Source organism: Mycolicibacterium thermoresistibile, assembly GCF_900187065.1.
GTDB lineage: Bacteria > Actinomycetota > Actinomycetes > Mycobacteriales > Mycobacteriaceae > Mycobacterium > Mycobacterium thermoresistibile.
The window spans coordinates 3,575,999-3,602,424 of the sequence record NZ_LT906483.1 but is presented as its reverse complement, the minus strand read 5'-3'; the positions used below and the strand labels follow the sequence as shown (position 1 = coordinate 3,602,424).

The following is a 26,426-nucleotide window of genomic DNA, read 5'->3' as shown; positions in this document are numbered from 1 at the left end:
TGGAAAGGGGTCGAGTCATGGGGATCATGCCCGATACCAGCCCTTATGGCGGGCAGACGGTCACCGGGCCCGGCTGGCCGAACGTCGACGAGGATGCGCTCGGCGCCGCCGCGGCGGCCTATGAGGCGCTTGCCGCCAAGCTGACCGGCACCGTGGTCCCGCAACAGCAGGGGCAGATGATGCAGCTCTCCGACACCTGGGAGGGCAGCGGTGCGACCGCCGCCGTCGGCGAAGCCAGCACGATCATCGCCGGCCACGAGGCCAACGCCGCGCACGCCGCGGCGATCGCCGCCAAACTGCGCAGCATGGAGGCCGCCGTCATCAAGGCCAAGACGATGGCCAACGCCGTCGCGGTGGAGACCCAACGGGAATGCGAGGCGATCGCGGCGGCCCCGTTCCCCAACAGACAGGAGCTGCTGCAGAGCCGCATCGCGATGGGGCTCGCGCAGAACGTCGGCCAGGTCACCGCCAGCTCCACCGAACTGGCCAACACCCTCGGTGTGCCGCCGACCATCCCCACCGCCGGTGGTGCGCCGGCGGCCGGGGCGCCGGGCCAGGAGGCCGCCGGCGACGCCGCCCAGCAGGCCGCCCAATTGGCCGGGATGGCGGCGCAGATCCCGGCACAGGTCGGTCAGATGGCCGGCCAGGTGCCGCAGCAGCTGAGCCAACCGCTGCAACAACTCAGTCAGCCGCTGCAGCAGATCACCTCGCTGTTCGGCGCGGTGGGCGGTAAGGGGCCCGGCGCGCTGAACGCCAATCCGTTCTCCTCGTTGTCCAACCATCCGCTGGCTGGCGGATCGGGGCCCAGCGGTGGTGCCGGCATGGTGCGCGCCGCGTCGCTGCCCGGCGCCGGCGGCAGCTCGCCACAGACCCCGCTGATAGCGAACATGTTGGGCGGCAAGGTGTCACCGGTGTCGGTCGACACCGGAGCGGCGGCCGGAGCCACCGTCGTCGGGGCGGCGCCGGTGGCGGCCGGAATGGGCGGCGGTATGGGAATGGCGCCGGGCATGATGGGCGCCCGCGGGACCAGTGGCGGCACCCGCCCGGGTATCGCCGCACCGGAGATGCTCGAACACGACCTCGGTGAGGACGAGGACGACGACTGGTGAACTTGACCGAGAGGGGCGTGCAATGACCAGCCCGCTGCGTAAACCCGATGGCCTGAGCTGGAATCCGGCCGCCGTCGAGCTGCCCGAGATACCGATGCTGCCACCCGGTGAGGACGCCATGAGCGCGACGATCGCGGCGGTGCTGCCGACGCTGGCCGCGCCGCTCGCGGCCAATGTCGCGGCGTTGTCGGCCAAGGAGCACGCGTTCACCGGCAAGCTCGGGGTGGCGCAGACGGCGTACACGAATGCCGACGATTCCGGCCAGCAGGGCATCGGCCAGATCACCAGTGCCCTGGGGCAACTCGACCAATTGGGGCAGCAGGCCGGCGGCGCCGGTCAGGGTGCCGGCGGGCTCGGCGGGCAGACCGGGATGTTCAGCTCGCTGATGGAACAGGTGATGAAGGCCGCGCAGGGCGCCGGCGGCGCCGAACCTGCGGGTGAGGAGCAGGGCGGCCCGGTGGGCGCCGGCATGGCGGGTCCGGCCGGCCACGGCGGGCCGGGTCAGGGGGCGCAGCAGTCCCGCGACGGGCTCGACGAACGCCGGGAGGAGCCCGGGCCCGACGAGCATCGGCCTGACGAACAGGTCCGGACGGAGCAGCAGCCGCGGGTCGAGGAGCAGCCGCCGGCGCAGCAGCCCGAGTCGGCCGCGGCCGGTGGGGGTGGTCAGGGTCCGGCGCCGATCGCGCAACCGGCCCCATCCGTACCGTCGGAGCCGTCCGAGGCTGTCGGGGCCCAGCCGGTCGAATCCCAGTCCCGGCCGGAGCAGCCGGTCCAGGCCTGGCCGGACACCCGCGGCGGCGACGACATCGCCCGCCGGATGTAGCGGTCCTACCGGCGGCCGCGCACCTCGGCCGCCCGGGCCGCCGCGTCGTCGGCCGCCCGCCGCATGCCGACATCGCGGAACGCGGCCGCCACCTCGTCGAGTCCGTCGGCGTCCCCGCCGGTCAGCGCCCGGGCATGGCGCAGCGCCAGAGTTCCGAACGCACAGTCCAGGCCGAGCCGGGTGGTCAGCCGGGTGATGCCGTCGACCGCGCGGATGTCGCCGAGCCGCACCGCATCATGCAGCGCCCGCAACGCGACCGCATGCTGCCCACCCCGCTCGGCGGCCCGGGCGGCCTCACGCGCCGCGTCGACCGCGCCGTGCCGGTCGCCCCGCGCTGCGCGGGTCCACGCCCGCGCCAGTGCCAACTCCGGGGCGAACAGCATCGACTTCAGGCCATGCCGAGATTCCGCGCGGGACAACGCGATCGCCGCCTCTGGTGCCGCACCCTGTTCGCCGAGCGCCCGGGCCAGCAGCATCGCCGCCAACGGCGCCCACGAATATCCGGTCGGCGTCAGCACCTTCACCGCCGCCCGCAACAGTGCGACCGCCTCGTCGAGGTCGCCCCTGGTGATCAGCACCTCGGCGATCAACAGTTCCCCGATCGCCCGGCCCGGCTGCTGCAGCTGGGCGATCTCGGTGAGCCGCCGGGCCAGCGCCAGCGCCTGATCCGGCGCGCCGGTCAACTGCCGCGCCGTGGTCTGCCCGAAGCCGCTGGTGAACCGCAACAAACCGGGATGTCCTGCCGACATCGCCCGCTCGGCGAGCGCGTCCACCTCGGTGAACCGGCCCATCCGCGCGGCGCTCAACGCGGCCGCGGCGCCGGCCCACCCGATCGCGGTGCCATCGGCGGTGGGGGAGGCCAACACCTCGGTCGCGGTCTGCAACGCCTGCTGCGGGCGCCCGGCGTTCATCGCGAACGTCGCCGACAGCGCATCCAGCGTGGTGGCCGCCGTCGGCGACGACACCCGTTCCCGCACGGTGCGCAAGAACGCCACCGCCCGTTCGGGTTGTGACAACATCCAGAACTGATTGGCCGCCCGGGGCAGTGCCCAGGCCATCAACTCATGCTCGGTCAGCCCGGTCGAGTCCACCGCCGCGAGCACCTCGTCGGCCTCGCGGCCGCGGCCCTGAAACGCCAGCGCGTATGCCAGCGGCAACCGGGCCGCCAGCCCGGCCCCGGAACCCGCGGCACCGACGGCGGCCCGGCCGAACCGCTCACACAGACCCAGATCACCGAGCCGCAGCGCATCCTCTGCGGCGACGGTCAACTGCTGTGCCGCCGGGGGCGCATCGCTGTCCAAAGCGTGCAACGTCCACCGCAGCCGGCCCACCACATCGGTCGGCGCGGCCGCGCCGGCCAGCTCGGTGCGCACCCCGCGCACCTCCGGTTCGGTCAGCTCCGCGCGCACCGCAGCGCAATACAGCGGATGCGCCGGACGCACCACATCGCACGCCCCGTCGGCCCCGGCCGCGTCATCGGCGGCCCCGGCACGCACCACGGCCCGCGAAGCCACCGCCCGCTCGACCGCGCCCGGTCCGGCCAGCTCCGCGAGCTGCCCGGCGGACAGGCTGCCGGCCACGGCGAGGAACCGCATCACCCGGGCCGCCTCGTCCGGCAGACCGGCCATGAACGCGGCCACCCGGGCGGTCAGCCGGCCGGCGTCGTGATCGGGTGCGTCCACCTCGATCCGGGGCAGCCGACCATCCCGGAACAGCGAGGTGATCGCCTCCGGCGCAGGGGAATCGGTGCTGACCGTGATGATCGGTGTGACGGCGCGGCTGACCGCGAGCTGGTAGACCAGCGTCGCCGACAGCGGGTCGAGGTACTGGGCATCGGTGACGATCACCACCCGGCCGTCCCCGAGCGCGGCACGGGCCGCCCGCAGTACATCGGCGGTGCGGCCGACCTCGGGAACCGCCAGCACCGGCCGGCACGCGGCGAACGGGACCACGGCGTCGGCGGCCGTGCCGGTGAGCCGGTCGGCCGGTCCGGACTCGGGGGCGAGCCGGTCGGCGGCCAACCCGGCCAGCACGCTCTTGCCGACACCCGCCGGCCCGGTCAGCACCGCGCCACCCTCGTCGCGCACGGCCGCCTCGACCGCGTCGAGCACCGACTCGACCATCGGCTCGAGCATCGGCTGGGGCGCCGCCGGCCACTGAACAGACACCGCCCGGAGTCTAGGACCGCCCGCGCGGATCCGGCCGGGATTGCCGCAAAGCCGCTCAGGCCGCTCGAGGCGCCGGTCAGGGCCGCTCAGGGCCGCCGGAGCATCGCCGCTGGTCTAGGTTGGCAGGGTGGTCGAGCGAGTGGTTGTGAATCTGTTCCGTGAATGGGCGGTGTGCGTCTACTGCGCCTCCGGCCCCAGACATCCGGAGCTGCTGGACCTCGCCCACCGGGTCGGCGTCGCGATCGCCGAACGGGGCTGGGCGTTGGTGTCCGGTGGCGGCAACGTGTCGGCGATGGGCGCGGTGGCCCAGGGTGCCCGCTCCCGCGGCGGGTACACCATCGGGGTGATCCCCAAGGCGCTGGTGCACCGCGAACTCGCCGACGTCGACGCCGACGAACTCATCGTCACCGACACCATGCGGGAACGCAAACAGGTGATGGAGGGCCGCGCGGATGCGTTCATCGCGCTGCCCGGCGGCATCGGCACCCTCGAGGAGTTCTTCGAAGCCTGGACCGCGGGCTATCTGGGTATGCATGAGAAACCGGTGGTGATGCTCGATCCGGACGGCCACTACGCCGGTTTGCTGGCCTGGCTGTACGGGCTGGTGGACACCGGCTATGTGGACCCGGCGGCGATGGAACGGCTCATCGTCGTCACCGACATCGAGGACGCGTTGGCGGCCTGCGCTCCGTCCGCGGACACGCTCTAGGGTGTAGCCAGCACAGCCAGATCGGAGGAGACGGACACCGATGAGCAACGAGCGACACAACCGATCGGCCACCCGGGAGCGGGTGGGACTGCTCGACATCGCCGGCCGGTTGCCCCGCATGGCGTTGGACGTGCCGGTGATGTTGCGGGGCGTCATCGCCGGCTTCGGCGCACGCCCGTCGGCCAAGACCTCGATCGGCAAGGTGTTCCAGGAGCGGGCGGCTCGCTACGCCGACAAGGTGTTCCTCAAATTCGAGGATCAGCAGCTGACCTACCGGCAGGCCAACGAGACCGTCAACCGCTATGCGGCCGCGCTGGCCGCACGCGGTGTCGGCCAGGGCGATGTGGTCGGGGTGATGCTCAAGAACGAGCCGCGCACCGTCCTGCTGATGCTCGCGACGGTCAAACTCGGCGCCATCGCCGGCATGCTCAACCACCATCAGAAGGGCGACGTGCTGGCGCACAGCATCGGGCTGCTCGACGCCAAGATCGTGGTGTCGGCCCCCGACCTGGTGAAGCAGGTCGAGGAGTCCGATGCCGACGTCGCCGATCTGCTGTCCGCCGACGACCTCGATCGGCTGTCGGTCGACGCGCCGACCACCAACCCGGCCATCACGTCCTCGATCCTGGCCCGGGAGAAGGCGTTCTACATCTTCACCTCCGGAACCACCGGGCTGCCGAAAGCCAGTGTGATGACCCACTATCGCTGGCTGCGGGCGCTGGCCGGCTTCGGCGCGCTCGGTATGCGGCTGCGCAGCAGCGACACCCTGTACTGCTGTCTGCCGCTGTACCACAACAACGCGTTGACGGTCGCGGTGTCGTCGGTGCTGTCGGCGGGCGCGACTCTGGCGCTGGGGAAGTCGTTCTCGGCGTCGCGGTTCTGGGATGAGGTGATCCGGCATGACGCCACCGCGTTCGTCTACATCGGCGAGATCTGCGGATACCTGCTCAACCAGCCGCCCAAGCCCACCGACCGCGCCCACCGGGTGCGGGTGATCTGCGGAAACGGTCTGCGGCCGGCCATCTGGGACGACTTCGTCGAGCGGTTCGGCATCGAGCGGGTGTGTGAGTTCTACAGCGCCAGTGAGGGAAACACCGCCTTCGTCAACGCCTTCAACATCGACAAGACCACCGGCATCTGCCCCAGCCCGGTGGCGTTCGTCGAATTCGATCAGGAGACCGGCGAGCCGCTGCGCGGCGCCGACGGCCGGGTGCGCAAGGTGAAGCGCGGCGAGCCCGGCCTGCTGCTGTCGAAGGTGAGCAGCTTCCAGCCGTTCGACGGCTACACCGATCCACAGGCCACCGAGAAGAAGTTGGTGCGCAACGCTTTCCGTGACGGCGATGTGTGGTTCAACACCGGTGACCTGATGAGGTACCAGGGGTTCGGGCACGCCGCGTTCGTCGACCGGCTCGGCGACACCTTCCGGTGGAAGGGTGAGAACGTCGCGACCACCGAGGTCGAGGCGGCGGTCTCGGCCGACCCCACCGTCGACGAGGCGACCGTGTACGGCGTCGAGGTGGAGGGCACCGGCGGGCGGGCCGGAATGGTGGCCCTCAAACTGAACGAGGGCTGTGAGTTCGACGGCAAGTCGTTCGCCGAGACGTTGTACAAGCGCTTGCCGGTGTATGCGGTGCCGCTGTTCGTCCGGGTCGTCGACGAGATCGAGCAGACCACCACCTTCAAGAGCCGCAAGGTCGACCTGCGCAACGAGGGGCAGGGCCCGCACATCGAGGATCCGCTCTACGTGCTCGCCGGCCGCGAGGAGGGCTACGTGCCGTTCTACGAGGAGTACGCCGCGGAGGTCCGCGACGGCAAGCGGCCCGTCAACTAGCGATTTCGGCGTGCGGACGATCGCTGAGCGGCCGTACGCACGCCGAAATCGGCCGACCTCAGTTGAGGTTTCGGGTACCCGAACATTAATATCGGCGTCATGGAAATCCGCCGGTGTCTCGGGACCGTGCTCGCCGTGTGGGCTCTGGTGTTCGGGCTCCTCGGGTGCGGTCCGCACCGCGGTGCGGGCGACGACACCCCGATGGTGTTGACCACCTTCACCGTGCTGGCCGACATCGCCCGCAACGTCGCCGGCGAACACCTGCAGGTGGAATCCATCACGAAGGTGGGCGCGGAGATCCACGGCTACGAACCGACCCCGGGCGATATCCGCAAAGCCGCCCGGGCCGACCTGATCCTCGACAACGGGCTGAACCTGGAGGCCTGGTTCGAACAGTTCATCAGCGAGGTGAACGTCGAACGGGTGCGGGTCAGCGACGGCATCGAGCCGATCGGCATCGCCGGAACCGATCAACCCAATCCGCACGCCTGGATGTCGCCGCTGAACGTCATCACCTATGTCGACAACATGGCCGACGCGTTCAGCGCGCTCGATCCCGCCAACGCCGAGCACTACCGTGCTAACGCCGAGGCGTACCAGCAGGAGTTGCGCGCCGTCCACGAGGATCTGGTGAACCGGCTCAGCGGCCTGCCGCCCGGTCAGCGCGCCCTGGTGAGCTGTGAAGGGGCGTTCTCCTATCTGGCCCGCGACGCCGGGCTGACCGAGAAGTACATCTGGCCGGTCAACGCCGAACAGCAGGCCACCCCGCGTCAGATCGCCTCGGTCATCGAGTTCGTCAACGCCAACGCGGTACCGGCGGTGTTCTGTGAATCCACCGTCTCCGACGCGCCGATGCAGCGGGTGGTGGAGGCCACCGGCGCGGTGTTCGGCGGCGTGCTCTACGTCGACTCGCTGTCGGAGCCCGACGGGCCGGTGCCCACCTATCTGGACCTGATCCGCCATGACGCCGACGTCATCGCCGCCGGATTGGCCGGGCGCCGGTCATGACCTTCGCGATCGAGGTGGCCGACGTCACCGTGCGCTACGGCGAAGTCGTTGCGCTGCGCGATATTTCGGCGCGGGTGCGACGCGGTACGGTGTGCGGGCTGATCGGGATGAACGGTTCGGGGAAGTCCACGCTGTTCAAGACGATCGTGGGACTCGTCCGGCCGGACACCGGCCGGGTGCTGCTGGACGGCGATCCGCCGGCGGTGGCGCGCAAACGCGGCGCGATCAGCTACGTGCCGCAGAGCGAGCAGATCGACTGGAGCTTCCCGCTGTCGATCCATGACGTGGTGATGACCGGACGGTACGGCCATCAGGGGTTCACCCGGCGCCCGCGTGCCGCCGACCGCGCCGCCGTCGCCGCCGCCCTCGACCGGGTGGGGTTGACCGACTTGGCCAGACGCCAGATCGGCCAGGCCTCCGGCGGTCAGCGCAAACGCGCGTTCGTCGCCCGCGCCATCGCCCAGGAGGCGGACATCCTGCTGCTCGACGAACCATTCGCCGGGGTCGACACCCGCACCGAGACGGCGTTGATCGCCCTGCTTCGGCAACTGGCCGCCGACGGGAAGACGGTGCTGGTGTCCACCCACGACCTTCGTTCGCTGCCCACACTGGCCGATGAGGTGATCCTGTTGATGCGGAGGGTTCTGGCTCAGGGCGATCCGGAAACCGTGCTGGCGCCGGACAATCTGGCCCGCGCGTTCGGGCAGGACGTGTTGAGCCGGCGATGACGTTGCTGCGCGAGATCCTCATCGACCCGCTCGCATACGAGTTCATGGTGCGGGCACTGGCCACCGCGCTGATCACCTCGGTGGTGTGTGCGCTGCTGAGTTGCTGGCTGGTGCTGATCGGGTGGTCGCTGATGGGCGACGCGGTGTCGCACGCGGTGCTGCCCGGGGTGGTGCTGGCCTACATCGTGGGCGCCCCGTTCGCGGTGGGCGCGGTGGTGTTCGGCTTCCTGGCCGTCGCCCTCATCGGGCTGGTGCGCGATACCAGCCGGGTCAAGGAGGACGCCGCGATCGGCATCGTGTTCACCACGCTGTTCGCCGCCGGCCTGGTGCTGGTGTCGGTGACGCCGAGCCAGGTGGACCTGAACCACATCGTGTTCGGAAATCTGTTGGGCGTCAGCCGAAACGACCTGCTGCAGGTGGCGATCCTGGGGGCCGTGGTGGTGGCGGCGGTGCTGGCCAAGAGGCGTGATTTCACCTTGTACGCCTTCGATTCCATCCACGCGCACACCATCGGGTTGAACCCGCGGCTGCTGGGTGCGGCGCTGCTGGCGCTGCTGGCGCTGACCGCGGTGGCGGCCCTGCAGGCGGTGGGGGTGGTGCTCGTGGTCGCCATGCTGATCATCCCGGGCGCCACCGCGTATCTGCTGACCGACAGTTTCGGGCGCATGCTGGTCATCGCGCCGCTGATGTCGGTGGCCGCCGCGATCACCGGGCTGTACGTCAGCTATCACCTCGACACCGCGTCCGGCGGGATGATCGTGGTCGCCCAGGGTTTGCTGTTCGGGCTGGTCTACCTGTTCGCCCCGCGGCAGGGAGTGCTCACCCGCGCGGCGTCGGCCCGGCTGCGGTCGCGCGGCTGAGGCTCGCGGTTTCGGCGTGCGCACGATCGCCAGGCGATCGCGAGCACGCCGAAATCGCGAATCTGGGGACAACGGGCAGTATGGAGACGTGCAGTCGACGTTCTGTGGCCGCCCGGTGGCCGGTGATCGCGCGTTGATCATGGCGATCGTGAACCGCACCCCGGACTCGTTCTACGACCGGGGCGCCACGTTCTCCGACGAGGCCGCCAAGGCGGCGGTGCACCGGGTCATCGAGGAGGGCGCCGACGTCATCGACGTCGGCGGGGTCAAGGCCGGGCCGGGCAGCGTGGTGGACGCCGAGGAGGAGATCGCCCGGGTGGTGCCGTTCATCGAATGGCTGCGCGACACCTATCCGGACCAGTTGATCAGCGTCGACACCTGGCGGGCGTCGGTGGCCAAACAGGCCTGCGCGGCCGGAGCCGATCTGATCAACGACACCTGGGCGGGGCACGATCCGGAGCTGCCCGCGGTGGCCGCGGAGTTCAATGCCGGGCTGGTGTGCTCGCACACCGGCGGCGCCGCGCCGCGCACCCGGCCGTTCCGGGTGAACTACGGCATCACCGAACGCGCGGTCGTCGACGATGTGATCGCGGAGGTGACCGCGGCCGCCGAACGCGCCGTCGCCGCCGGGGTCCCGCGGGATGCGATCCTCATCGATCCGACCCACGATTTCGGCAAGAACACTCATCACGGCCTTACTTTGTTGCGGCATGTGGAAGACCTTGTAAACACTGGATGGCCGGTCCTGATGGCGCTGAGCAACAAGGATTTCGTGGGGGAGACTCTCGGTGTGGTTTTGACCGATCGGTTGGAGGGCACCCTGGCCGCGACCGCCCTGGCCGCCGCGGCGGGCGCCGCGATGTTCCGGGTTCACGAAGTGGCACCCACCCGACGCGTCCTGGAGATGGTGGCGTCGATTCAAGGGGTTCGACCGCCGACCCGCACAGTGAGGGGACTGGCATGACTCTGCTTCCTGATGTGGCCGCCGCCAACGTCGACGCGGGCCATCGCTGGTTGGCCGATCACAGCTGGGAACGCCCGTCCTGGACGGTCGAGGAGTTGGAGGCGGCGAAGGCCGGCCGCACCATCTCGGTGGTGCTGCCCGCGCTCAACGAGGAAGAGACGGTCGGCAGCGTGGTCGGCAGCATCGCTCCGCTGCTCGGCGGGCTGGTCGACGAGCTGATCGTGTTGGATTCCGGATCCACTGACGAGACCGAGATCCGCGCGGTCGCGGCCGGTGCGCGGGTGATCAGCCGGGAGACCGCGCTGCCCGAGATCGCACCCCAACCCGGCAAAGGGGAGGTGCTGTGGCGGTCGCTGGCCGCGGTGACCGGCGACATCATCGTGTACGTCGACTCCGACCTGATCGACCCCGATCCGATGTTCGTGCCCAAACTGGTGGGCCCGCTGCTGGTCACCGAGGGCGTGCACCTGGTCAAGGGGTTCTACCGGCGACCGTTGAAGATCAGCGGCAGCGAGGACGGCCACGGCGGCGGCCGGGTCACCGAACTCGTCGCCCGCCCGCTGCTGGCCGCGCTGCGCCCGGAACTGGCGTGCGTGCTGCAACCGTTGGGCGGTGAGTACGCCGGCACCCGCGAACTGCTGATGTCGGTGCCGTTCGCTCCCGGATACGGCGTGGAGATCGGCCTGCTGCTCGACACCTACGACCGGCTCGGACTGGACGCGATCGCCCAGGTCAACCTCGGGGTGCGGGCGCACCGCAACCGGCCGCTGACCGATCTCGCCGCGATGAGCCGACAGGTGATCGCGACGCTGCTGAACCGGTGCGGCATCCCGGACTCCGGCGCGGCGTTGACCCAGTTCTTCGCCGACGGGGACGGCTTCACCCCGCGGACCTTCCCGGTGTCGCTCGTCGACCGGCCCCCGATGGCCACCCTGCGCCCCCGCTGACCAGCCGATCACGACGGCAGGTGTCGCAGCCTGTCGGAGGAATCCGGCAGTATCGAGGGCGTGACGCTGGTTCTGCTCTATCTGGTGGTCCTCATCCTGGTGGCCGTGGTGCTGTTCGGGGTGGGCAGCGTGCTGTTCGGCCGCGGTGAGCCGCTGCCGCCGTTGCCGCGCGGCACCACCGCGACGGTGCTGCCCGCGTCGGGGGTGACCGGCCGCGACGTCCAGGCGGTCAAGTTCACCCAGACCCTGCGTGGCTACAAGACCAGCGAGGTCGACTGGGTGCTGGATCGGCTCGGGCAGGAACTGGACCTGCTGCGCGGGGAGTTGGCCGCACTGCGCGCGGCCGACGCCACCCCGCACGCCGACGCCCGGGAGGACACCGACACCACCGGTATCGACGGTGCCGGTGAGGCCACCGAGGCCCCCGAGCTCAATGAGGCCACCGAGGCCACCGAGCCCAATGAAGCCGACGAGGCGAACGAGACCGGGACGACCGGCGGGGCCGACCGATCTGCCGACCCAGACGATCATGACCGCGCCGAGCAGGGTGCCGCATCCGTGGCCACCCGATCCGAGGACGAATCGTGACCGGCCCCGCGGACGGGTCCTCGTTCGACGACGGCCGGACCCGCTGCGGCTGGATCGACCCGGCGCGGCTGTCGCCGGCCGACTTCCTGCTCTACCGCGACTACCACGACACCGAGTGGGGACAGCCGGTGCGGGACTCGGCGGCGCTGTTCGAACGGATCAGTCTGGAGGCCTTCCAGAGCGGCCTGTCCTGGCTGGTCATCCTGCGGAAACGGGACAACTTCCGGCGCGCGTTCGACGGGTTCGACATCGAGCGTGTCGCCGGCTACACCGACCGCGACGTCGAGCGGCTGCTGGCCGACGCGGGCATCGTGCGCAACCGGGCCAAGATCGAGGCGACCATCGCCAACGCCCGCGTCGCCGCCGACCTGGACGTCGAGCTGAGCGACCTGTTGTGGTCGTTCGCGCCGGCCGACGCCGCGCGGCGGCCCCGGCCCGCCGATATGTCCCAGATCCCGGCGACCAGCCCGGAGTCGGTCGCGATGGCCAGGGAACTCAAGCGCCGGGGCTTCCGGTTCATCGGCCCGACCACGGCGTATGCGCTGATGCAGGCCACCGGGATGGTCGACGACCACACCGCGGGCTGCTGGGTTCCCCGGGCGTCCCGGGTGACGTCATGATCACCTTTGACGGGTCTTTGCACACCCACGGACCCGGATAGGGAAGAATGGAGGGTGATCACTAGCAGTCAGTGCCGGGTACTGCCATCGGGTGGGCAGGCTCGGCCCGAGGCCGGGCCTGCAACAACGCAGGCCGGATCATGTGGAGGGAGCACTCGATGGCGGCGATGAAGCCGCGGACCGGTGACGGTCCGCTGGAGGCGACCAAGGAAGGGCGCGGCATCGTGATGCGGGTACCGCTAGAAGGTGGTGGTCGTCTCGTCGTCGAACTCACGCCCGAGGAGGCAGCGGCTCTCGCCGACGAGCTGAAGGCCGTCACCAGCTAGCGGTCCGGGTGCGCGGTCACCCGGCGACCTGTCGATAGATCTGCAGGGTCTGCTCGGCGATGTGCGCCCAGGAGAATTCGCGGATGCACCGGTCCCGGCCGGCCTGACCGTACTGTCGGGCCCGGTCCGGCTCTGACACGAGGGTGTTCACCGCCTCGGCGAGCCGTCTCTCATACATCTCGGTGTCGCCGGCGTCGTAGTGCACCAGCAGGCCGGTCCGGTGATCGGACACCACCTCCGGGATACCCCCCACATCGGAGGCCACCACCGCGGTGCCGCACGCCATCGCCTCGAGGTTGACGATCCCCAGCGGTTCGTACACCGAGGGGCACACGAAGACCGTTGCCGCGGAAAGGATCTCGCGGATCTTCCCGATCGGCAGCATGTCGCGCACCCAGAACACGCCGGTGCGGCGACGGGCCAGTTCGCCGACCGCCGCGGTGATCTCGGCCGCGATCTCGGGGGTGTCGGGAGCGCCGGCGCACAGCACCAACTGGATTCCGGGATCGAAGCGGTGCGCCGCGGCGAGCAGGTGGGCCACCCCCTTCTGGCGGGTGATCCGACCGACGAACGCCACGATAGGGCGGCCGGGGTCGACGCCGAGTTCGGCCAGCACCGACTCCTGCGGATCCGGCGGGGCGGGATACCAGACGTCGGTGTCGATCCCGTTGCGCACCACGTGTACCCGCGCGGGGTCGACGGCCGGATAGGTGCGCAGCACGTCGGCGCGCATCCCCGAACTCACCGCGATCACCGCGTCGGCGGCCTCCACCGCGGTACGTTCGACCCAGGACGAGATGCGGTAGCCGCCGCCGAGCTGTTCGGCCTTCCAGGGCCGCATCGGCTCCAGCGAATGCGCGGTCAGCACATGGGGAATGCCGTACAACAGCGCGGCGAGGTGTCCGGCCAGGCCGGTGTACCAGGTGTGCGAGTGCACGACGGTGGCCGCACCGGCGGCGTTGACCAGGTGCAGGTCGGCCGACAGCGTCGACAGCGCCGCGTTGGCGCCCTTGAGGGTGGGATCGGGCCGGGCCGCGAACGCATCGACCCGTGGCGCGCCCATGCAGAGCACATCGACCGCACACAGGTGACGCAACTGCGCAACGAGTTCGGTGACATGCACGCCGGCGCCGCCGTAGACCTCGGGTGGGTACTCCCGGGTCATCATCGCCACCCGCATGGGGATGACGGTAGTGCCCGGTTCGCCGCGATGCAGCACCGACCGGCGAACCCGGCGGACAACCCGTTGCCGTCGACATCGGTGCGTGTGGCCGGCCGTCGGGGCAACACGCGTGATAGTGCGCAACAACTAGCAGTGGGCAGCACCGCCGGATAGGTTTGTGGGTATGAGGGAAGCGCCACACGTGCTGGGCATTGTCCTGGCCGGCGGGGAGGGGAAGCGGCTCTACCCATTGACGGCGGACCGGGCAAAGCCGGCGGTTCCATTCGGGGGCGCCTACCGGCTCATCGACTTCGTGCTGTCGAATCTGGTCAACGCCCGGTTTCTGCGGATCTGTGTGCTGACCCAATACAAATCGCATTCGCTGGACCGGCACATCTCGCAGAACTGGCGGCTCAGCGGCCTGGCCGGTGAGTACATCACCCCGGTTCCCGCGCAGCAGCGGCTCGGGCCGCGCTGGTACACCGGGTCGGCCGACGCGATCTACCAGTCGATGAACCTCATCTACGACGAGGACCCGGACTACATCGTGGTGTTCGGCGCCGACCACGTGTACCGGATGGACCCCGAACAGATGCTGCGGTTCCACATCGAGAGCGGGGCGGGGGCGACGGTGGCCGGAATCCGGGTGCCGCGTAAGGAGGCCACCGCGTTCGGCGTCATCGACGCCGACGAGTCGGGCCGTATCCGTGCTTTCGTGGAAAAACCAGCGGAGCCGCCCGCAGTGCCCGACAACCCCGATGAGGCGTTCGCGTCGATGGGCAACTACATCTTCACCACCAAGGTGCTCATCGACGCGATCAAGGCCGACGCCGAGGACGACCATTCCGACCACGACATGGGCGGGGACATCATCCCCCGGCTGGTCGAGGACGGGATGGCCGCGGTCTACGACTTCAACGACAACGAGGTCCCCGGCGCCACCGAACGGGATCACGGCTACTGGCGCGACGTCGGCACCCTCGACGCGTTCTACGACGCCCACATGGACCTGGTGTCGGTGCATCCGGTGTTCAACCTGTACAACCGGCGCTGGCCGATCCGGGGCGCCACCGAGAACCTGGCCCCGGCCAAATTCGTCAACGGCGGTTCCGCCCAGGAATCGGTGGTGGGTGCGGGCAGCATCATCTCGGCGGCCTCGGTGCGCAACTCGGTGCTGTCGTCGAATGTGGTGATCGACGACGGCGCGATCGTCGAGGGCAGTGTGCTGATGCCCGGGGTGCGGGTAGGACGCGGTGCGGTGGTGCGCCGCTCGATCCTGGACAAGAACGTCGTGGTCGGTCCGGGCGAGATGGTCGGCGTCGACCTCGAGAAGGACCGGGAGCGGTTCGCGATCAGCGCCGGCGGTGTGGTGACCGTCGGTAAGGGGGTGTGGATCTGAGCCGCTCGCGGCTCACCACACGTACGGCACCAGCCGGTAGGGCACGGCGCGGGTGTAGTCCGGATAGCCGGCCAGTTCGGTGCGCAGCAGCGCCTCCTCGTCGAGGATGCGTACCACCAGTCCGGCGACGGCCACCACGACCAGCGCCAGCGCCCAGTACGAGCCGAGGGCCAACGGCATGCCGAGGAACAGCACCACCGAACCGGCGTACAGCGGGTGGCGGACCACACCGTACAAGCCGGTGGACACCACCTGCTGATCGCTCTCGGTGGTGACGGTTGCTGCGGCCCAAGCGTTCTGCAGCACCGAACCCATGGTGATCGCCAGCCCCGCGGCGGTGAGCACCAGACCCACCACGCACACCCACACCGGCGCCCGACTCCACCCGAGGCGGTGGTCCAATCCGCCCAGGACCAACATCCCCAGCGCGGCCAGTTGCACCACCAGGATGGCGGCCCGCTGCGCCGGGCGGGACTCCGCGGTCGGCCCGGAACGCAGCCGACGCCGAAGGGTGTCGGGCATCTTCACCGCCAGGTACACGGTGTACGGCACGGTGAAGGCCACCAGCACCGCCAGCAGCGCCCACCCCTGCCAGTAGCCCAGAGTGCCGGCCGGTCCGAACATCAGTGCCCCGAACAGCACCATGCCGAAGACCGAGTAGATCGTCGTGCGCAGGTACACCGTGTCCCCCTGTGTCGTCGTCCTGGTCCGGCAGGGTCAGAGTGCGTCGCGGCCCCGGTACCGCCAGCCGGCCGTCGCCGTCAGCGCCGCACCGATCAGCACCATCACCACCATCGTGGTCACCGAGGTCTCCATCGGCACCTTGATGCGGGTGACCGGGGACAGGTCGAGCAGCCACTGCGGCACCCGCAGCAGCGCCCCCATGTACAGCGAGACGATCACGAAAGTCACCGTCAGCCAGGCGATCCAGTTCATCCGCAGCGCGAAGGCCAGCGCTGCGATGCCGGTCATCACCGCCATCGCGGGCAGGTGCGCCAACGCGGACAGCACCAGCTCGCCGACGGTGCCGGGGTCACCCAGTGCGATGCCGGCGCCCAGGCCGTTGCCCAATCCGGCGAAGAACAGCAGCGTCGCCGCACCGAGCAGTGTCGCGGCCACCGTCGACAGCAGCCACTGCCATCGCGACACCGAACCGGCCAGCACCGGCTCGGCCAGACCGGATTGCTCATCGCTGCGCAACCGCAGCACGGTGATCGCGATGAAGGCGGTGGTCGCGGCGGCGAGGAACTGGGTCATCGTGGTGAAGATGCCGGCATTGCCGTGGGCGGCGAGCATCGCCGCGACCAGTTCGTTCTCCTCGGCGATGTCCAGCATCGCCTGGGTCAGCGAACCGAAGGTCAGCCCGCCCAGGAACAAGCCCACCGACCAGCCGATGAGCTGCCCGCGCTGCAGCACCAGCTGCAGCCCGAACACCCCGCGGATCGGGGGCGCCCCCGGCCGGTCTCCGCCGGCGGGCAGGGTGCCTGCGTCGTACTCGCGGGACCGTTCCAGCACCGCCGCCGCGCCGAGCAGAACGACGGTGAGGAGCACCAGCAGGGCCAGCGGCCACCACCGCACCTCGACGAACGCCCGCATCTGCTGGGCCCAGGCAACCGGCGACAGCCAGCTCACGACGCTGCCGGAGTGGTTGATCACATCACCGACCCCGCGTACCACCACCGCCGCGGCCAGCGCACCCAGCGCGGCGCCGGTCGCGGCCCGCGAGGTGCGCCACAGCTGCGCGGTCACCGCGGCGGTGGCGCCGAAGACCATCGCCACCCCGGTGATCCCCAGGCTCATCGCCGCCGAGTCGACCACCGGCAGGCCGGTCGCCGCCGTCGCCGCGGTCAGGGTGACCGCCAGCACCGCGTTGACACCGGCGAGCAGCAGAATCGCCGCGACGGTGCGGGCGTGCCGGCCCACCGGCGCGGCGAGCACGAGTTCGGCTGTGCCGCTTTCCTCTTCGGCCCGGGTGCGGCGAACCACGGTGAGGATGGCCAGGATCGAGGCGGCGACGATGAAGGTGAGCATCGCTTCGTTGGCGACCATCGCCCCGAGCGCGGTCTCGTTCTTGCCGAACATCGGGCCGGCGAACATGATGCCGGCCGGGTTCTTCATCAGGTTGACCCGGGCGAGGCGGTCGACCTCGTCCGGATAGGCCATCTCCAATGCGGCGGGCATGTACCCGATGCTCACCGTCAGCACCACCACCCACACCGGCAACCGGATGCGGTCGCGGCGCAACGCCAACGCGATCAACCTGCCCAGACCGGTCAGCGTCGACCCGGTGGCCGGTCGCGCCGCGCGGGCGTGCCGGGCGGTGACCGTGGCGCTCATCGCGGCACCTCCTGGTACTCGCGCAGGAACAGGTCCTCGAGCGAGGCCGGGGTCACGGTCAGCTCCTCGATGCCGAGCGTCGTCAGCTCGGTCATCGTGCGGTCCAGATCGGTGCGGTCCACCGAGAAGGTGTGCAGACCGTCGTCGGTGCTGAACTCGTGAATGTAGGGGGCCGTACGCAGCGCGTCGATCGGGGCACGGGTGCGCACCTTGACGGTGGTGCGCATCAGGTGCCGCAATTCGTCGAGCCGGCCGGCGCGCACCGTCCGGCCGGACCGGATGATGGTCACCGAGTCACACAGCCGCTCCACCTCGGCGAGGATGTGACTGGACAGCAGCACCGCGGCACCGTTGTCGGCGGCCTCCCGCACACACATTTGGAACGCCTTGTCCATCAACGGGTCCAGACCGGAGGTCGGTTCGTCGAGAATGTAGATCTCGGCGTTGGTGCTGAACGCCGCGACCAGCGCCACCTTCTGCCGGTTGCCCTTGGAGTAGGTGCGGGCCTTCTTGTCCGGGTCGAGTTCGAACCGTTCGATCAGTTCGTCCCGGCGTTTGGTGTCGAAGTTGTCGCGCAGGCCGGCCAGGAAGTCGATGGCCTGCCCGCCGGTGAGATTGGGCCACAGCGTCACATCCCCGGGCACGTATGCCAGGCGGCGGTGCAGTTCGACCGCGTCGTGCCACGGGTCGCCGCCGAGCAGTCGGGCGGTGCCGCCGTCGGCGCGCAGCAGACCCAGCAGCACCCGGATGGTGGTCGACTTGCCCGAGCCGTTGGGGCCGAGGAATCCGGCGACGCTGCCCCGCTCGACCCGTAGGTCCAGGCCGTCGACCGCCCTGGTGCGGCCGAAACTCTTCTTCAGTCCGTGGATTTCGACGGCTGGTTCGGCGTCAAACCGCGGCGACGTCGTCGTCATGTGCCCCTCCTTGGTCGGACAACTGTTGGGTCTCCCGGGCCACGAACGCGTCGAACATCGTCGAATCGGCCATCAGTCCGTGGGTGTAGATCTCGAGGGCGGGCAACATCATGTCCCGGCTGTAATCCCGCAGCACGGCAGCCAGGTCGGTCGGGTTGTCATGCAGTTGCAGATAGAGCAGGAAACTGCCGCCGCCGCTGATCGCCAGAAACCTCGCCCGCGCCTTGGGATCCCGGCTGGGTTTGACGGTGCCCGCGCGCTCACCCTCGTCGAGATACCAGCGGGTGTCGTCGATCATCTTCTGCCACAACATCTTCGCCAGGTCACTTCCGGACTGCATGCTGCGGACCAGATACGCCATGATCGGCGCGTACGACTCCAGCTCGGCGATCTGGGCGAACCAGGTGGCCGGGTCGTTGGATCGGATCGCCGCGGACTTGCCCGAGCGGATCTCCTCGGCGATGTGATCGTCGCAGGCCTTGCGCAGGTTGTCCTTGGAGCCGAAGTGATGGATGACCAGCGCCGGGCTGACGCCGGCGGCCTCGGCGATGGCGCGCACGCTGACATCGAAACCGTGCCGGCCGAACTGGTCGATCGCGGCATCGCGGATCCGCGCCGCGGCGGTGCGGTCATCGGCTGAACGCATGTTCAGTACACTAAACGTGCGTTCAGTCCGGCGTCAAGACTTCTGCTCGCCCGGAAACACAGCAGCAGAACGCAGCGGCAGAAACGCAGCGGGAAGCGGGGATCAGTCGCGTGCGGCGGCGAGCAGACCGTCGCCGAGGGGAATCACCACCGGGGTGAGCCGCTCGTCCTCGGCGATCAACCGGGTCGCCTCGCGCACCGCCGACACCTCGGCGTCGGCCGCACCGGCGTCGCCGACCCGTCCCCCGAGCCCGGCCCGGTGCAGCACGATCGCCCCGCCGGAGCGCAGCAACCGGACACCCTCGGTGACGAACTGCGGAAGGTCGATCGGATCGGCGTCGATGAACACCAGGTCGTAGGACTCGTCGGCGAGCCGGGTCAGCACCTCCTGGGCGCGGCCGCTGATCAGCCGGGTGCGGCCGGGGCCGACGCCCGCCTCGGTGAAGGCCTGTTTGGCGATGCGCTGATGTTCGGGCTCGAGGTCGATGGTGGTGAGCACACCGTCGTCGCGCATCCCCGACAGCAACCACAACCCGCTGATCCCCGCGCCGGTGCCGACCTCCACCACCGCCTTGGCGCCGGTCACCTTGGCCAGCACGCTCAACAGCGCACCCACCGCCGGAGTGACCGCGCCGACACCGATGTCGTGGGCGCGTTCCCGTGCTGCGGCGACGATCTCGTCCTCGGAGATGGACTGCTCGGCATGGGCCAGGAGCGACTGGGCGGTATCGGAACGAGGATGGGAGAGGGGCCGACTGCCCGGATCGTCGGTGCTGGTCATGCCCGCAGCGTAGGCGAACCGGTGGTGCCGGGTATGCGACACGCCCGGCAGGAAACTGTGCGAAACCTTAATTTTGACGGGTTTGCCCAGGTAGACGGGTGGGTAGCTGACATTCTCAGGGAACGTTCAGTGCGCTCCCAGTGCTCCCACACAGCGATGAGGAACGGTATCTCCCATGGACCAATCCCGATCCTGGGTCCCTGCCTGGGCCGGATCTCGGATCCCGCACCGGCCAGGCGGGAATACGCCCGCCGAGGAACGCGTTCATCCGGACGTGACGCCGTCGGGAGCAGATGACGGCCGCCTACAGGAGGATGCGATCAGCACAGCACCCCAGAGCACGCTTTCGATGTCGGTTCCGGCGTCGATGACGCATTTCGCGCCGCCGCAGGCCACCGAGTGGGCCGAGCCCGTCGAGGAACCGACGGGCACCGCGGTGTTCGACGCCACCGGGGACAAGTCCACCATGCCGTCCTGGGACGAGCTGGTTCGCCAGCACGCCGACCGGGTGTACCGGCTGGCCTACCGGCTGTCGGGTAACCAGCACGACGCCGAGGACCTGACCCAGGAGACGTTCATCCGGGTGTTCCGGTCGCTGCAGAACTACCAGCCCGGGACGTTCGAGGGCTGGCTGCACCGCATCACCACGAACCTGTTCCTGGACATGGTGCGGCGGCGTGGACGCATCCGGATGGAGAGCCTGCCCGAGGACTACGACCGGGTGCCGGGCAATTCACCCAATCCGGAGCAGATCTACCACGACGCCCGGTTGGGTCCGGATCTGCAGGCCGCGCTGGACTCGCTGCCGCCCGACTTTCGCGCCGCGGTGGTGCTGTGTGACATCGAGGGGCTGTCCTACGAGGAGATCGGCGCCACCCTCGGGGTGAAGCTGGGCACCGTCCGCAGCCGCATCCACCGCGGACGGCAGGCGTTGCGGGACTATCTGGCCCGGCACTCGCAGAACTCCGGGCAGTCGGCCACCACGTCCTGATCGGTGGTCCTGATCGGTGGTCCTGATTGGCGGTCCTGATTGGCGGTCCTGATTGGCGGACGCATGACCGGTGCCGGGTGTCTCCCGGCGCATTGCGCGCTACATTCGAAAGAACACCACGGTCACGACCTGACCTAGCCCTGTCGCGGGCCCGTGACGACTGATCAAGCTGAGAGGAGCCAGGTGATGGCCGAACCGGGACATCTGTTCCGTCGTGCGTTCTCCTGGCTCCCCGCTCAGTTCGCGCCGCAGAACGACGCACCGGTCGGCGCGCCGCGCCAGTTCGGGTCGACCGAGCATCTGTCCACCGAGGCCGTCGCGGCGTTCGTCGACGGTGAGCTGGGGATGACCGCCCATCTGCGCGCCGCCCACCACCTGTCGCTGTGTCCGCAGTGCGCCGCCGAGGTCGACGCGCAGGCCCAGGCCCGGGCGGCGCTGCGGGAGTCGCGACCGGTGGACGTGCCCAATTCGCTGTGGGGCCTGCTGTCGGAGATCCCGAACCGCACGTCGGCGACGACGCCGGAGGATCCGAAGCCCCCACCCTTTGCTGACTGGCAGCCTCGCGGCTGGCGTAAACGTCGGTAGGGTAGAGGCGCAGTTTTCGCGAAGCGGTCTGCGCCGGCCCCCGGCGGGCGCTTCCCGAGACCAGTGAACTCCCCGACAGAGAGCGATACCGGGTGACCAATCAGGACCAGCCGAACGACAGCCACCGTCTGGCGCCGCGGCCCGTCGAACGCCCACCCGTCGATCCGGCCCAGCAGCGGGCCTTCGGACGTCCGGAGGGCGTCACGGGACCGTTCCTCGACGCGGAGAAGTACGTCGACCAGGGCGAGTACACCCCCCGCGATCAGGCGCCCGACCCGGTGCTGGCCGAGGCGTTCGGGCGTCCTCATCCCGGTGTGGAGTCGCTGCAACGCCACCCGGCCGACGCCGGGGCGCTGGAAGCCGAGAAGGCGCCGGACGACCCGCCGCCCGACCCGTGGCGCGACCCCAACGCCGGCGTCGCCCTGGGCACCCCGGCGCTGCCGGAACCGCCGCCGGCCCCGGCCCCGGCCGACACCGGCAAGCTCGGCCTCCGCGACGTGCTGTTCGGCGGGCGGGTGTCCTACGCGGCGCTGGCCATCCTCGGTGTTCTCGCGATCGCGATCGGCCTGCTCGGCGGGTGGGTGGGTCGGGTGACCGCGGAGGTCACCGAGGCGTTCACCACCTCGAAGGTCACCCTGCAGACCGGCGGCGGTGAGGACCTGCCACCCGGAAAGATCGCCGAGGTGGCGGCCGCGGTCGCCGACTCGGTGGTGACCATCGAGGCCAAGAAGGGCAATGAGGGCTCGCAGGGGTCCGGTGTGGTGGTCGACGGCGCCGGCTACATCGTCACCAACAATCACGTGATCTCCGAGGCCGCCACCAAACCGGCCGACTTCCAGATCCAGGTGGTGTTCAACGACGGCACCAAGGTGCCGGCCAACCTGGTCGGCCGTGACCCGAAAACCGACCTCGCGGTGCTCAAGGTCGACAACGTCGACAATCTGACGGTGGCGCGGATGGGTGACTCCGACAAGCTGCAGGTCGGCGAGGAGGTCATCGCCGCCGGTGCGCCGCTGGGGCTGCGCAGCACGGTCACGCGCGGCATCATCAGCGCGTTGAACCGTCCGGTGCCGTTGTCCGGGAACCGCTCGGGCACCGACACCGACACCGTGATCGACGGCGTGCAGACCGACGCGTCGATCAACCACGGCAACTCCGGCGGCCCGCTGATCAACATGAACGCCGAGGTCATCGGCATCAACACCGCCGGGAAGTCGCTGTCCGACAGCGCCAGCGGGCTGGGCTTCGCGATCCCGGTCAACGAGGTGAAGACCGTGGTGGAGACCCTGATCCGGGACGGCCACATCTCTCATCCGACGCTGGGGGTGTCCGCGGTGTCGGTGAGCAACGACCTCGCCTCCGGGGCGCTGGTCCGCGACGTGAAGGTCGGCGGCCCCGCCGACCGCGGGGGCCTGGTGGAGAACGACGTGGTGGTCAAGGTCGGTGACCGCACGGTGGCCGACGCCGACGAGTTCGTCGTCGCGGTCCGGCAACTCAAGGTCGGCGAGGAGGCCCCGATCGAGGTGTTGCGGGAGGGCCGACCGGTGACGCTGATGATCACCCCGGACGCCGAGCCGAGTACCAGAGACAAAGAGTAGCCATGTTCTCCAACGTCGGCTGGGGTGAGATGGTGATCCTGGTCATCGCCGGACTGGTGATTCTCGGTCCGGAGCGGTTACCCGGCGCCATCCGCTGGACCGCCAACGCGCTGCGGCAGGTGCGCGACTATGTCAGCGGCGCGACCAGCCAGCTGCGGGAGGAATTCGGTCCGGAGTTCGACGACCTGCGCGAACCGTTGAGCGAGCTGCAGAAACTGCGGGGAATGACGCCGCGGGCCGCGCTCACCAAACATCTGCTGGACGGCGACGATTCCATCTTCACCGGCCGGTTCGACACCCCTGGTTCCGACGGGGCCGGTTCCGCCGCCGATTCCCGTGCGCCGCACCCGCCGTCGGGTACGCAGTCCAATACGGTCCAGCCGGTCGACGCGGAGACCCCCGTGCGCACCCCGAAGATCGACCCCGACGCCACCTGATCAGACCGAGCGCTCAGGTATGCCCGCTCAGGTATGCCCGTGCCGTCGAATGTGCAGCGGCCGCCGCGAATGTGCGTCAGCTGCTGTGAATGTGCGTGAGCTGGTTCGGATGTGCGGTGCCGGAGGCGGTTTCCGGCGTGTCGACCCGCGGAGTTCCCATTCGACGCGTTGAACTCACCGTCGACGCGGGCCGAGCACCCTCGACGCGGGCCGTGCACTCTGGTCGCGCTGAGTGCACAGTCTCAGACCGTGTGGGCACGCCGAGCTCCGGCACGGCCGGTCGAGCCGGCCGAATCTCAGCGACCAGCCGGGTCGAGCCCCAACGACATACCGGCCAGACCCCGTTTGCGCGTCGACAACGCGTCGGCGATCTTGCGCAGTTCCTTGCCCGCGGCGGAGTCCGGCGCCGACAACACCAGCGGCACCCCGGCGTCACCGGCGCTCACCAGCGCGGGATCCAGCGGCACCTGTCCGAGTAACGGCACCTCGGCGCCGACGGCGCGGGTCAGCCGCTCGGCGACCTGCTGGCCGCCGCCCTCGCCGAACAGGTTCATCGTGGTGCCGTCGGGCAGTTGCAGCCCGGCCATGTTCTCCACCACGCCGACGATGCGCTGACGGGTCTGCAGGGCGATCGCGCCGGCCCGTTCGGCGACCTCGGCTGCCGCGGCCTGCGGTGTGGTGACCACCAGGATCTCGGCACTCGGAATCAACTGGGCCACCGAGATCGCCACGTCACCGGTGCCCGGTGGCAGATCGAGGAGCAACACGTCGAGGTCGCCCCAGTACACGTCGGCGAGGAACTGCTGCAACGCCCGGTGCAGCATCGGGCCCCGCCACACCACCGGGGTGTTGCCGGCGGTGAACATCGCGATCGAGATGACCTTCACGTTGTGCGCGACGGGCGGCACGATCATCGAGTCGACCTGCACCGGCCGGTCCTCGGTGCCCATCATGCGCGGCACCGAGTGCCCGTAGATGTCGGCGTCGAGGACCCCGACGGACAGCCCCCGCGCGGCCATCGCGGCGGCGAGGTTCACCGTCACACTGGACTTGCCGACCCCGCCTTTACCCGAGGCGACCGCGTACACCCTGGTCAGCGACCCCGGCTGGGCGAACGGGATGACGGGTTCGCGGGAGTCACCGCGCAGCTTCTTGCGCAGTTCGGCCCGTTGTTCGTCGTCCATCACGTCGAGCCCGACGGTCACCGCGCCGGTGCCGGGCACATCGGTGACCGCGGCACGCACCGCATCGGCGATCTCGGTCTTCTTCGGACACGCCGAGGTGGTCAGGTACACGTCCACGTGCACGGCGCTGTCGGATCCGACGGTGACACTTTTGACCATGCCGAGTTCGGTGATCGGCTTCCGCAGCTCGGGGTCGATCACCTTGGCCAGCGCCGCGCGCACGGCCGCTGTCAGGTCTTCCGGGGTGTGGGTCATCACCCACGAGTGTAGGCCCGCGGCTATCTCAGTGACCCGGGCCGGGCACCGCAGCGGGAGCCGGGCCCGGTGCGGGGCCGGGTGCCGGTGGCTGCGCCGGGTCGGCGAGCGCGGGGCCGGGCTCGGGTGGAGCCTCGGGCGCCGGGCCGGGAGCCGGCGGTGCCGGCGCGACCTGCGGCGGTGCTGGCTGCCCCAGCGGCGGGGCCGGCGGCGCGGTCGGCTTGAGGCAGAACACCACGCACTCCGGCTCCGGGGGTTGCATCCAGGGCGGCACCCACGGCGGCGCCTCCTGGGTCGTGGGCGTGGCGGGCGACTCCGGGGCCGGGCCGGGCAACGGCCCCAGCTCCTGGTTCGGCGCGAACCCGGGGACCGGGCCGGGAAGCCGGGTGGCGGCCTCCGCACGACCGTCGATCAGCGGCAGCACCGCCAGCGGATCACCCGGCGACAGGCCCATGGCGTTCAGCGGGGAACCGGGGCCGAGCCCGTCGTAGCCGGACACATGGGAGTTGAGCGACGGCACCGGACCGGTCAGCGGTGGCAGATCCACCGGGTGCACACCGGTGGCGTACGCGGCCGCCCAGCCCATCACATTGTGCGCATAGGCGACCGAGTTGTTGTACCGCAGCAGCGCCTGCATGACATGCGAGGGATCCCGCAGATTCATCCCGCCGCTGCACAGATAGCGGGCGGCGGCCAGCGTGGAGTCGAACAGGTTCTGCACATCGGCCTTGCCGTCGCCGTCACCGTCGGAGGCGAAGCGCGCCCAGGTGCCGGGCAGGAACTGCATCGGCCCCAGCGCGCGGGCATAGGTGACCCGGTCGGCGGTGCGGCTCTGCACGATGATCTCGTTGCCCGGCAGGGATCCGTCCAACAGCGGACCCAGGATCGGTCGTATCGCGGTGCCGTTGGCGTCGGTGGCGCCGCCGTAGGCGTGCATCGACTCGATCCGGCCGATTCCGGCCAGCAGGTTCCAGCTCACCCCGCACTCCGGCTGGGCGTGCGCCATCATCCGCTCCGCGTTGCGGTAGGCCCGCAGCGCCATCGCGGGTATGCCCAGCGTGCCCGGGGTATTGACCACCGCTGCCGGGGGTGGGGCGGCCACCGTGGATTCGACGAAATGGAACGGGGCGGGCTTCTTCTGCAGCGCCACGACGGTCGGGCCGGACCGGTCCACCGGCTCCGGGCTGACCGCGGCCAGCGGGGTGACCGCGGTGTCGGACTCGTGCGGGAACTGGAGTGGTCCGGAGCCGCCGACCGCACCGGCGAAGACCAGTGGGGTGATCACGGCGAGCCCGAAGGCGGGTCGGTTCAAGGCGGGTCGATTCACTGCGCGGCTCAACCGGCGCCGCGCCGCCGCGACGGCGGCTCGTCCCCGTATGCGCACTCAACCATCCTCGGGTCGTGACGACGTAAGTGAACCAAGTCACCATACCTAGTCGTACCTGGCCTGTTGACGC

At 70.0% G+C, this 26,426-nt stretch carries 25 protein-coding genes and 1 pseudogene; 17 read left to right on the top strand and 9 right to left on the bottom strand.

Annotated features, from left to right (window positions below; translation table 11 throughout):
- Positions 1-17: 17 nt before the first annotated feature.
- Both CKW28_RS16875 and CKW28_RS16870 read left to right on the top strand, forming a co-directional pair.
- A complete protein-coding gene (locus CKW28_RS16875) occupies positions 18-1,109 on the top strand; it encodes a hypothetical protein (protein WP_003925018.1) in 1,092 nt (363 codons plus the stop codon).
- Between the two features lie 22 nt (positions 1,110-1,131).
- Complete coding sequence (locus CKW28_RS16870; RefSeq protein WP_003925017.1) at positions 1,132-1,932, top strand: PE domain-containing protein; 801 nt, start codon at positions 1,132-1,134, stop codon at positions 1,930-1,932.
- Positions 1,933-1,937: 5 nt separating this feature from the next.
- On the opposite strand, the gene CKW28_RS16865 is transcribed toward CKW28_RS16870, so the two are convergent.
- A complete protein-coding gene (locus tag CKW28_RS16865; protein WP_003925016.1) occupies positions 1,938-4,055 on the bottom strand; it encodes a tetratricopeptide repeat protein in 2,118 nt (705 codons plus the stop codon).
- Positions 4,056-4,245: 190 nt separating this feature from the next.
- Between CKW28_RS16865 and log the strand changes: the two genes are divergently transcribed.
- The 10 genes and pseudogenes from log to CKW28_RS16815 all read left to right on the top strand — a co-directional run bounded on the left by log (position 4,246) and on the right by CKW28_RS16815 (position 12,681).
- Positions 4,246-4,809, top strand: coding sequence for a cytokinin riboside 5'-monophosphate phosphoribohydrolase (gene log, locus CKW28_RS16860; RefSeq protein ID WP_003925015.1), 564 nt, complete (start codon positions 4,246-4,248; stop codon positions 4,807-4,809).
- Between the two features lie 40 nt (positions 4,810-4,849).
- Entirely contained in the window at positions 4,850-6,640 is a 1,791-nt protein-coding gene (gene fadD6, locus CKW28_RS16855; protein ID WP_003925014.1) for a long-chain-acyl-CoA synthetase FadD6, read from the top strand.
- 99 nt (positions 6,641-6,739) lie between these two features.
- Positions 6,740-7,648 (top strand): metal ABC transporter substrate-binding protein, encoded by a 909-nt coding sequence (locus CKW28_RS16850; RefSeq protein WP_003925013.1) that lies wholly within the window; start codon positions 6,740-6,742, stop codon positions 7,646-7,648.
- Entirely contained in the window at positions 7,645-8,376 is a 732-nt protein-coding gene (locus CKW28_RS16845; protein ID WP_003925012.1) for a metal ABC transporter ATP-binding protein, read from the top strand. Before CKW28_RS16850 ends, CKW28_RS16845 begins: the two co-directional genes overlap by 4 nt.
- Positions 8,373-9,236, top strand: a complete 864-nt coding sequence (locus CKW28_RS16840) for a metal ABC transporter permease (RefSeq protein WP_003925011.1) — start codon at positions 8,373-8,375, stop codon at positions 9,234-9,236. Before CKW28_RS16845 ends, CKW28_RS16840 begins: the two co-directional genes overlap by 4 nt.
- Before the next feature lie 88 nt (positions 9,237-9,324).
- Positions 9,325-10,200: a dihydropteroate synthase gene (gene folP, locus CKW28_RS16835; protein ID WP_003925010.1), complete on the top strand. Its 876-nt coding sequence runs from the start codon at positions 9,325-9,327 to the stop codon at positions 10,198-10,200.
- Positions 10,197-11,147, top strand: coding sequence for a glucosyl-3-phosphoglycerate synthase (locus CKW28_RS16830; protein ID WP_040546583.1), 951 nt, complete (start codon positions 10,197-10,199; stop codon positions 11,145-11,147). The genes folP and CKW28_RS16830 overlap by 4 nt, the downstream gene beginning before the upstream one ends.
- Positions 11,148-11,207: 60 nt before the next feature.
- Positions 11,208-11,496, top strand: a pseudogene (locus CKW28_RS16825) (DivIVA domain-containing protein); the annotation flags it as partial.
- Between the two features lie 235 nt (positions 11,497-11,731).
- Positions 11,732-12,355 (top strand): DNA-3-methyladenine glycosylase I, encoded by a 624-nt coding sequence (locus CKW28_RS16820; RefSeq protein WP_003925007.1) that lies wholly within the window; start codon positions 11,732-11,734, stop codon positions 12,353-12,355.
- Positions 12,356-12,513: 158 nt separating this feature from the next.
- On the top strand, positions 12,514-12,681 hold the full coding sequence (locus CKW28_RS16815; RefSeq protein ID WP_003925006.1) for a DUF3117 domain-containing protein: 168 nt from the start codon (positions 12,514-12,516) through the stop codon (positions 12,679-12,681).
- A 16-nt stretch (positions 12,682-12,697) separates the two neighbouring features.
- On the opposite strand, the gene glgA is transcribed toward CKW28_RS16815, so the two are convergent.
- Positions 12,698-13,861 (bottom strand): glycogen synthase, encoded by a 1,164-nt coding sequence (gene glgA / locus CKW28_RS16810; protein ID WP_003925005.1) that lies wholly within the window; start codon positions 13,859-13,861, stop codon positions 12,698-12,700.
- Positions 13,862-14,027: 166 nt separating this feature from the next.
- On the opposite strand from glgA, the gene glgC reads away from it, so the two are divergent.
- Positions 14,028-15,242, top strand: a complete 1,215-nt coding sequence (gene glgC, locus CKW28_RS16805; RefSeq protein WP_003925004.1) for a glucose-1-phosphate adenylyltransferase — start codon at positions 14,028-14,030, stop codon at positions 15,240-15,242.
- A gap of 12 nt (positions 15,243-15,254) precedes the next feature.
- On the opposite strand, the gene CKW28_RS16800 is transcribed toward glgC, so the two are convergent.
- From CKW28_RS16800 to CKW28_RS16780, 5 genes are all read right to left on the bottom strand, one after another.
- Positions 15,255-15,887 carry a methyltransferase family protein gene (locus CKW28_RS16800; protein ID WP_050811947.1) on the bottom strand — a complete coding sequence of 211 codons (633 nt, stop codon included), beginning with the start codon at positions 15,885-15,887 and terminating at the stop codon, positions 15,255-15,257.
- Positions 15,888-15,959: 72 nt separating this feature from the next.
- Positions 15,960-17,579, bottom strand: coding sequence for an ABC transporter permease (locus tag CKW28_RS16795; RefSeq protein WP_003925002.1), 1,620 nt, complete (start codon positions 17,577-17,579; stop codon positions 15,960-15,962).
- Entirely contained in the window at positions 17,576-18,493 is a 918-nt protein-coding gene (locus CKW28_RS16790) for an ABC transporter ATP-binding protein (RefSeq protein WP_003925001.1), read from the bottom strand. The genes CKW28_RS16795 and CKW28_RS16790 overlap by 4 nt, the downstream gene beginning before the upstream one ends.
- Complete coding sequence (locus CKW28_RS16785) at positions 18,468-19,139, bottom strand: TetR/AcrR family transcriptional regulator (protein WP_003925000.1); 672 nt, start codon at positions 19,137-19,139, stop codon at positions 18,468-18,470. Before CKW28_RS16785 ends, CKW28_RS16790 begins: the two co-directional genes overlap by 26 nt.
- A 102-nt stretch (positions 19,140-19,241) precedes the next feature.
- A complete protein-coding gene (locus tag CKW28_RS16780; protein ID WP_003924999.1) occupies positions 19,242-19,919 on the bottom strand; it encodes an O-methyltransferase in 678 nt (225 codons plus the stop codon).
- Positions 19,920-20,268: 349 nt separating this feature from the next.
- On the opposite strand from CKW28_RS16780, the gene sigE reads away from it, so the two are divergent.
- From sigE to tatB, 4 genes are all read left to right on the top strand, one after another.
- A complete protein-coding gene (gene sigE / locus CKW28_RS16775; protein WP_003924998.1) occupies positions 20,269-20,910 on the top strand; it encodes an RNA polymerase sigma factor SigE in 642 nt (213 codons plus the stop codon).
- 186 nt (positions 20,911-21,096) lie between these two features.
- A complete protein-coding gene (gene rseA, locus CKW28_RS16770; RefSeq protein WP_003924997.1) occupies positions 21,097-21,495 on the top strand; it encodes an anti-sigma E factor RseA in 399 nt (132 codons plus the stop codon).
- Positions 21,496-21,587: 92 nt separating this feature from the next.
- Positions 21,588-23,093, top strand: coding sequence for a serine protease HtrA (htrA, locus tag CKW28_RS16765; protein WP_003924996.1), 1,506 nt, complete (start codon positions 21,588-21,590; stop codon positions 23,091-23,093).
- Positions 23,094-23,095: 2 nt separating this feature from the next.
- The gene (gene tatB, locus CKW28_RS16760; protein ID WP_003924995.1) at positions 23,096-23,530 is read left to right on the top strand and encodes a Sec-independent protein translocase protein TatB; all 435 of its coding nucleotides are present in this window, start codon (positions 23,096-23,098) and stop codon (positions 23,528-23,530) included.
- 296 nt (positions 23,531-23,826) lie between these two features.
- On the opposite strand, the gene CKW28_RS16755 is transcribed toward tatB, so the two are convergent.
- Both CKW28_RS16755 and CKW28_RS16750 read right to left on the bottom strand, forming a co-directional pair.
- A complete protein-coding gene (locus CKW28_RS16755; RefSeq protein WP_003924994.1) occupies positions 23,827-24,969 on the bottom strand; it encodes an Mrp/NBP35 family ATP-binding protein in 1,143 nt (380 codons plus the stop codon).
- 28 nt (positions 24,970-24,997) lie between these two features.
- Positions 24,998-26,353 carry a lytic transglycosylase domain-containing protein gene (locus tag CKW28_RS16750; RefSeq protein ID WP_040546577.1) on the bottom strand — a complete coding sequence of 452 codons (1,356 nt, stop codon included), beginning with the start codon at positions 26,351-26,353 and terminating at the stop codon, positions 24,998-25,000.
- Positions 26,354-26,426: the final 73 nt, after the last annotated feature.

Excerpts from the sequence above, each read along its gene's own strand:
- CKW28_RS16785 (WP_003925000.1), bottom strand. The coding sequence starts at position 19,139 with ATGCGTTCAGCCGATGACCGCACCGCCGCGGCGCGGATCCGCGATGCC.
- CKW28_RS16840 (WP_003925011.1), top strand. The coding sequence starts at position 8,373 with ATGACGTTGCTGCGCGAGATCCTCATCGACCCGCTCGCATACGAGTTC.
- glgC (WP_003925004.1), top strand. The coding sequence starts at position 14,028 with ATGAGGGAAGCGCCACACGTGCTGGGCATTGTCCTGGCCGGCGGGGAG.
- CKW28_RS16780 (WP_003924999.1), bottom strand. The coding sequence starts at position 19,919 with ATGACCAGCACCGACGATCCGGGCAGTCGGCCCCTCTCCCATCCTCGT.
- CKW28_RS16870 (WP_003925017.1), top strand. The coding sequence starts at position 1,132 with ATGACCAGCCCGCTGCGTAAACCCGATGGCCTGAGCTGGAATCCGGCC.
- CKW28_RS16815 (WP_003925006.1), top strand. The coding sequence starts at position 12,514 with ATGGCGGCGATGAAGCCGCGGACCGGTGACGGTCCGCTGGAGGCGACC.
- tatB (WP_003924995.1), top strand. The coding sequence starts at position 23,096 with ATGTTCTCCAACGTCGGCTGGGGTGAGATGGTGATCCTGGTCATCGCC.
- CKW28_RS16845 (WP_003925012.1), top strand. The coding sequence starts at position 7,645 with ATGACCTTCGCGATCGAGGTGGCCGACGTCACCGTGCGCTACGGCGAA.
- CKW28_RS16830 (WP_040546583.1), top strand. The coding sequence starts at position 10,197 with ATGACTCTGCTTCCTGATGTGGCCGCCGCCAACGTCGACGCGGGCCAT.
- CKW28_RS16865 (WP_003925016.1), bottom strand. The coding sequence starts at position 4,055 with ATGGTCGAGTCGGTGCTCGACGCGGTCGAGGCGGCCGTGCGCGACGAG.
- sigE (WP_003924998.1), top strand. The coding sequence starts at position 20,269 with ATGTCGGTTCCGGCGTCGATGACGCATTTCGCGCCGCCGCAGGCCACC.
- CKW28_RS16800 (WP_050811947.1), bottom strand. The coding sequence starts at position 15,887 with ATGGTGCTGTTCGGGGCACTGATGTTCGGACCGGCCGGCACTCTGGGC.
- CKW28_RS16755 (WP_003924994.1), bottom strand. The coding sequence starts at position 24,969 with ATGACCCACACCCCGGAAGACCTGACAGCGGCCGTGCGCGCGGCGCTG.
- CKW28_RS16850 (WP_003925013.1), top strand. The coding sequence starts at position 6,740 with ATGGAAATCCGCCGGTGTCTCGGGACCGTGCTCGCCGTGTGGGCTCTG.
- CKW28_RS16795 (WP_003925002.1), bottom strand. The coding sequence starts at position 17,579 with ATGAGCGCCACGGTCACCGCCCGGCACGCCCGCGCGGCGCGACCGGCC.
- CKW28_RS16875 (WP_003925018.1), top strand. The coding sequence starts at position 18 with ATGGGGATCATGCCCGATACCAGCCCTTATGGCGGGCAGACGGTCACC.
- glgA (WP_003925005.1), bottom strand. The coding sequence starts at position 13,861 with ATGCGGGTGGCGATGATGACCCGGGAGTACCCACCCGAGGTCTACGGC.
- rseA (WP_003924997.1), top strand. The coding sequence starts at position 21,097 with ATGGCCGAACCGGGACATCTGTTCCGTCGTGCGTTCTCCTGGCTCCCC.
- CKW28_RS16790 (WP_003925001.1), bottom strand. The coding sequence starts at position 18,493 with ATGACGACGACGTCGCCGCGGTTTGACGCCGAACCAGCCGTCGAAATC.
- fadD6 (WP_003925014.1), top strand. The coding sequence starts at position 4,850 with ATGAGCAACGAGCGACACAACCGATCGGCCACCCGGGAGCGGGTGGGA.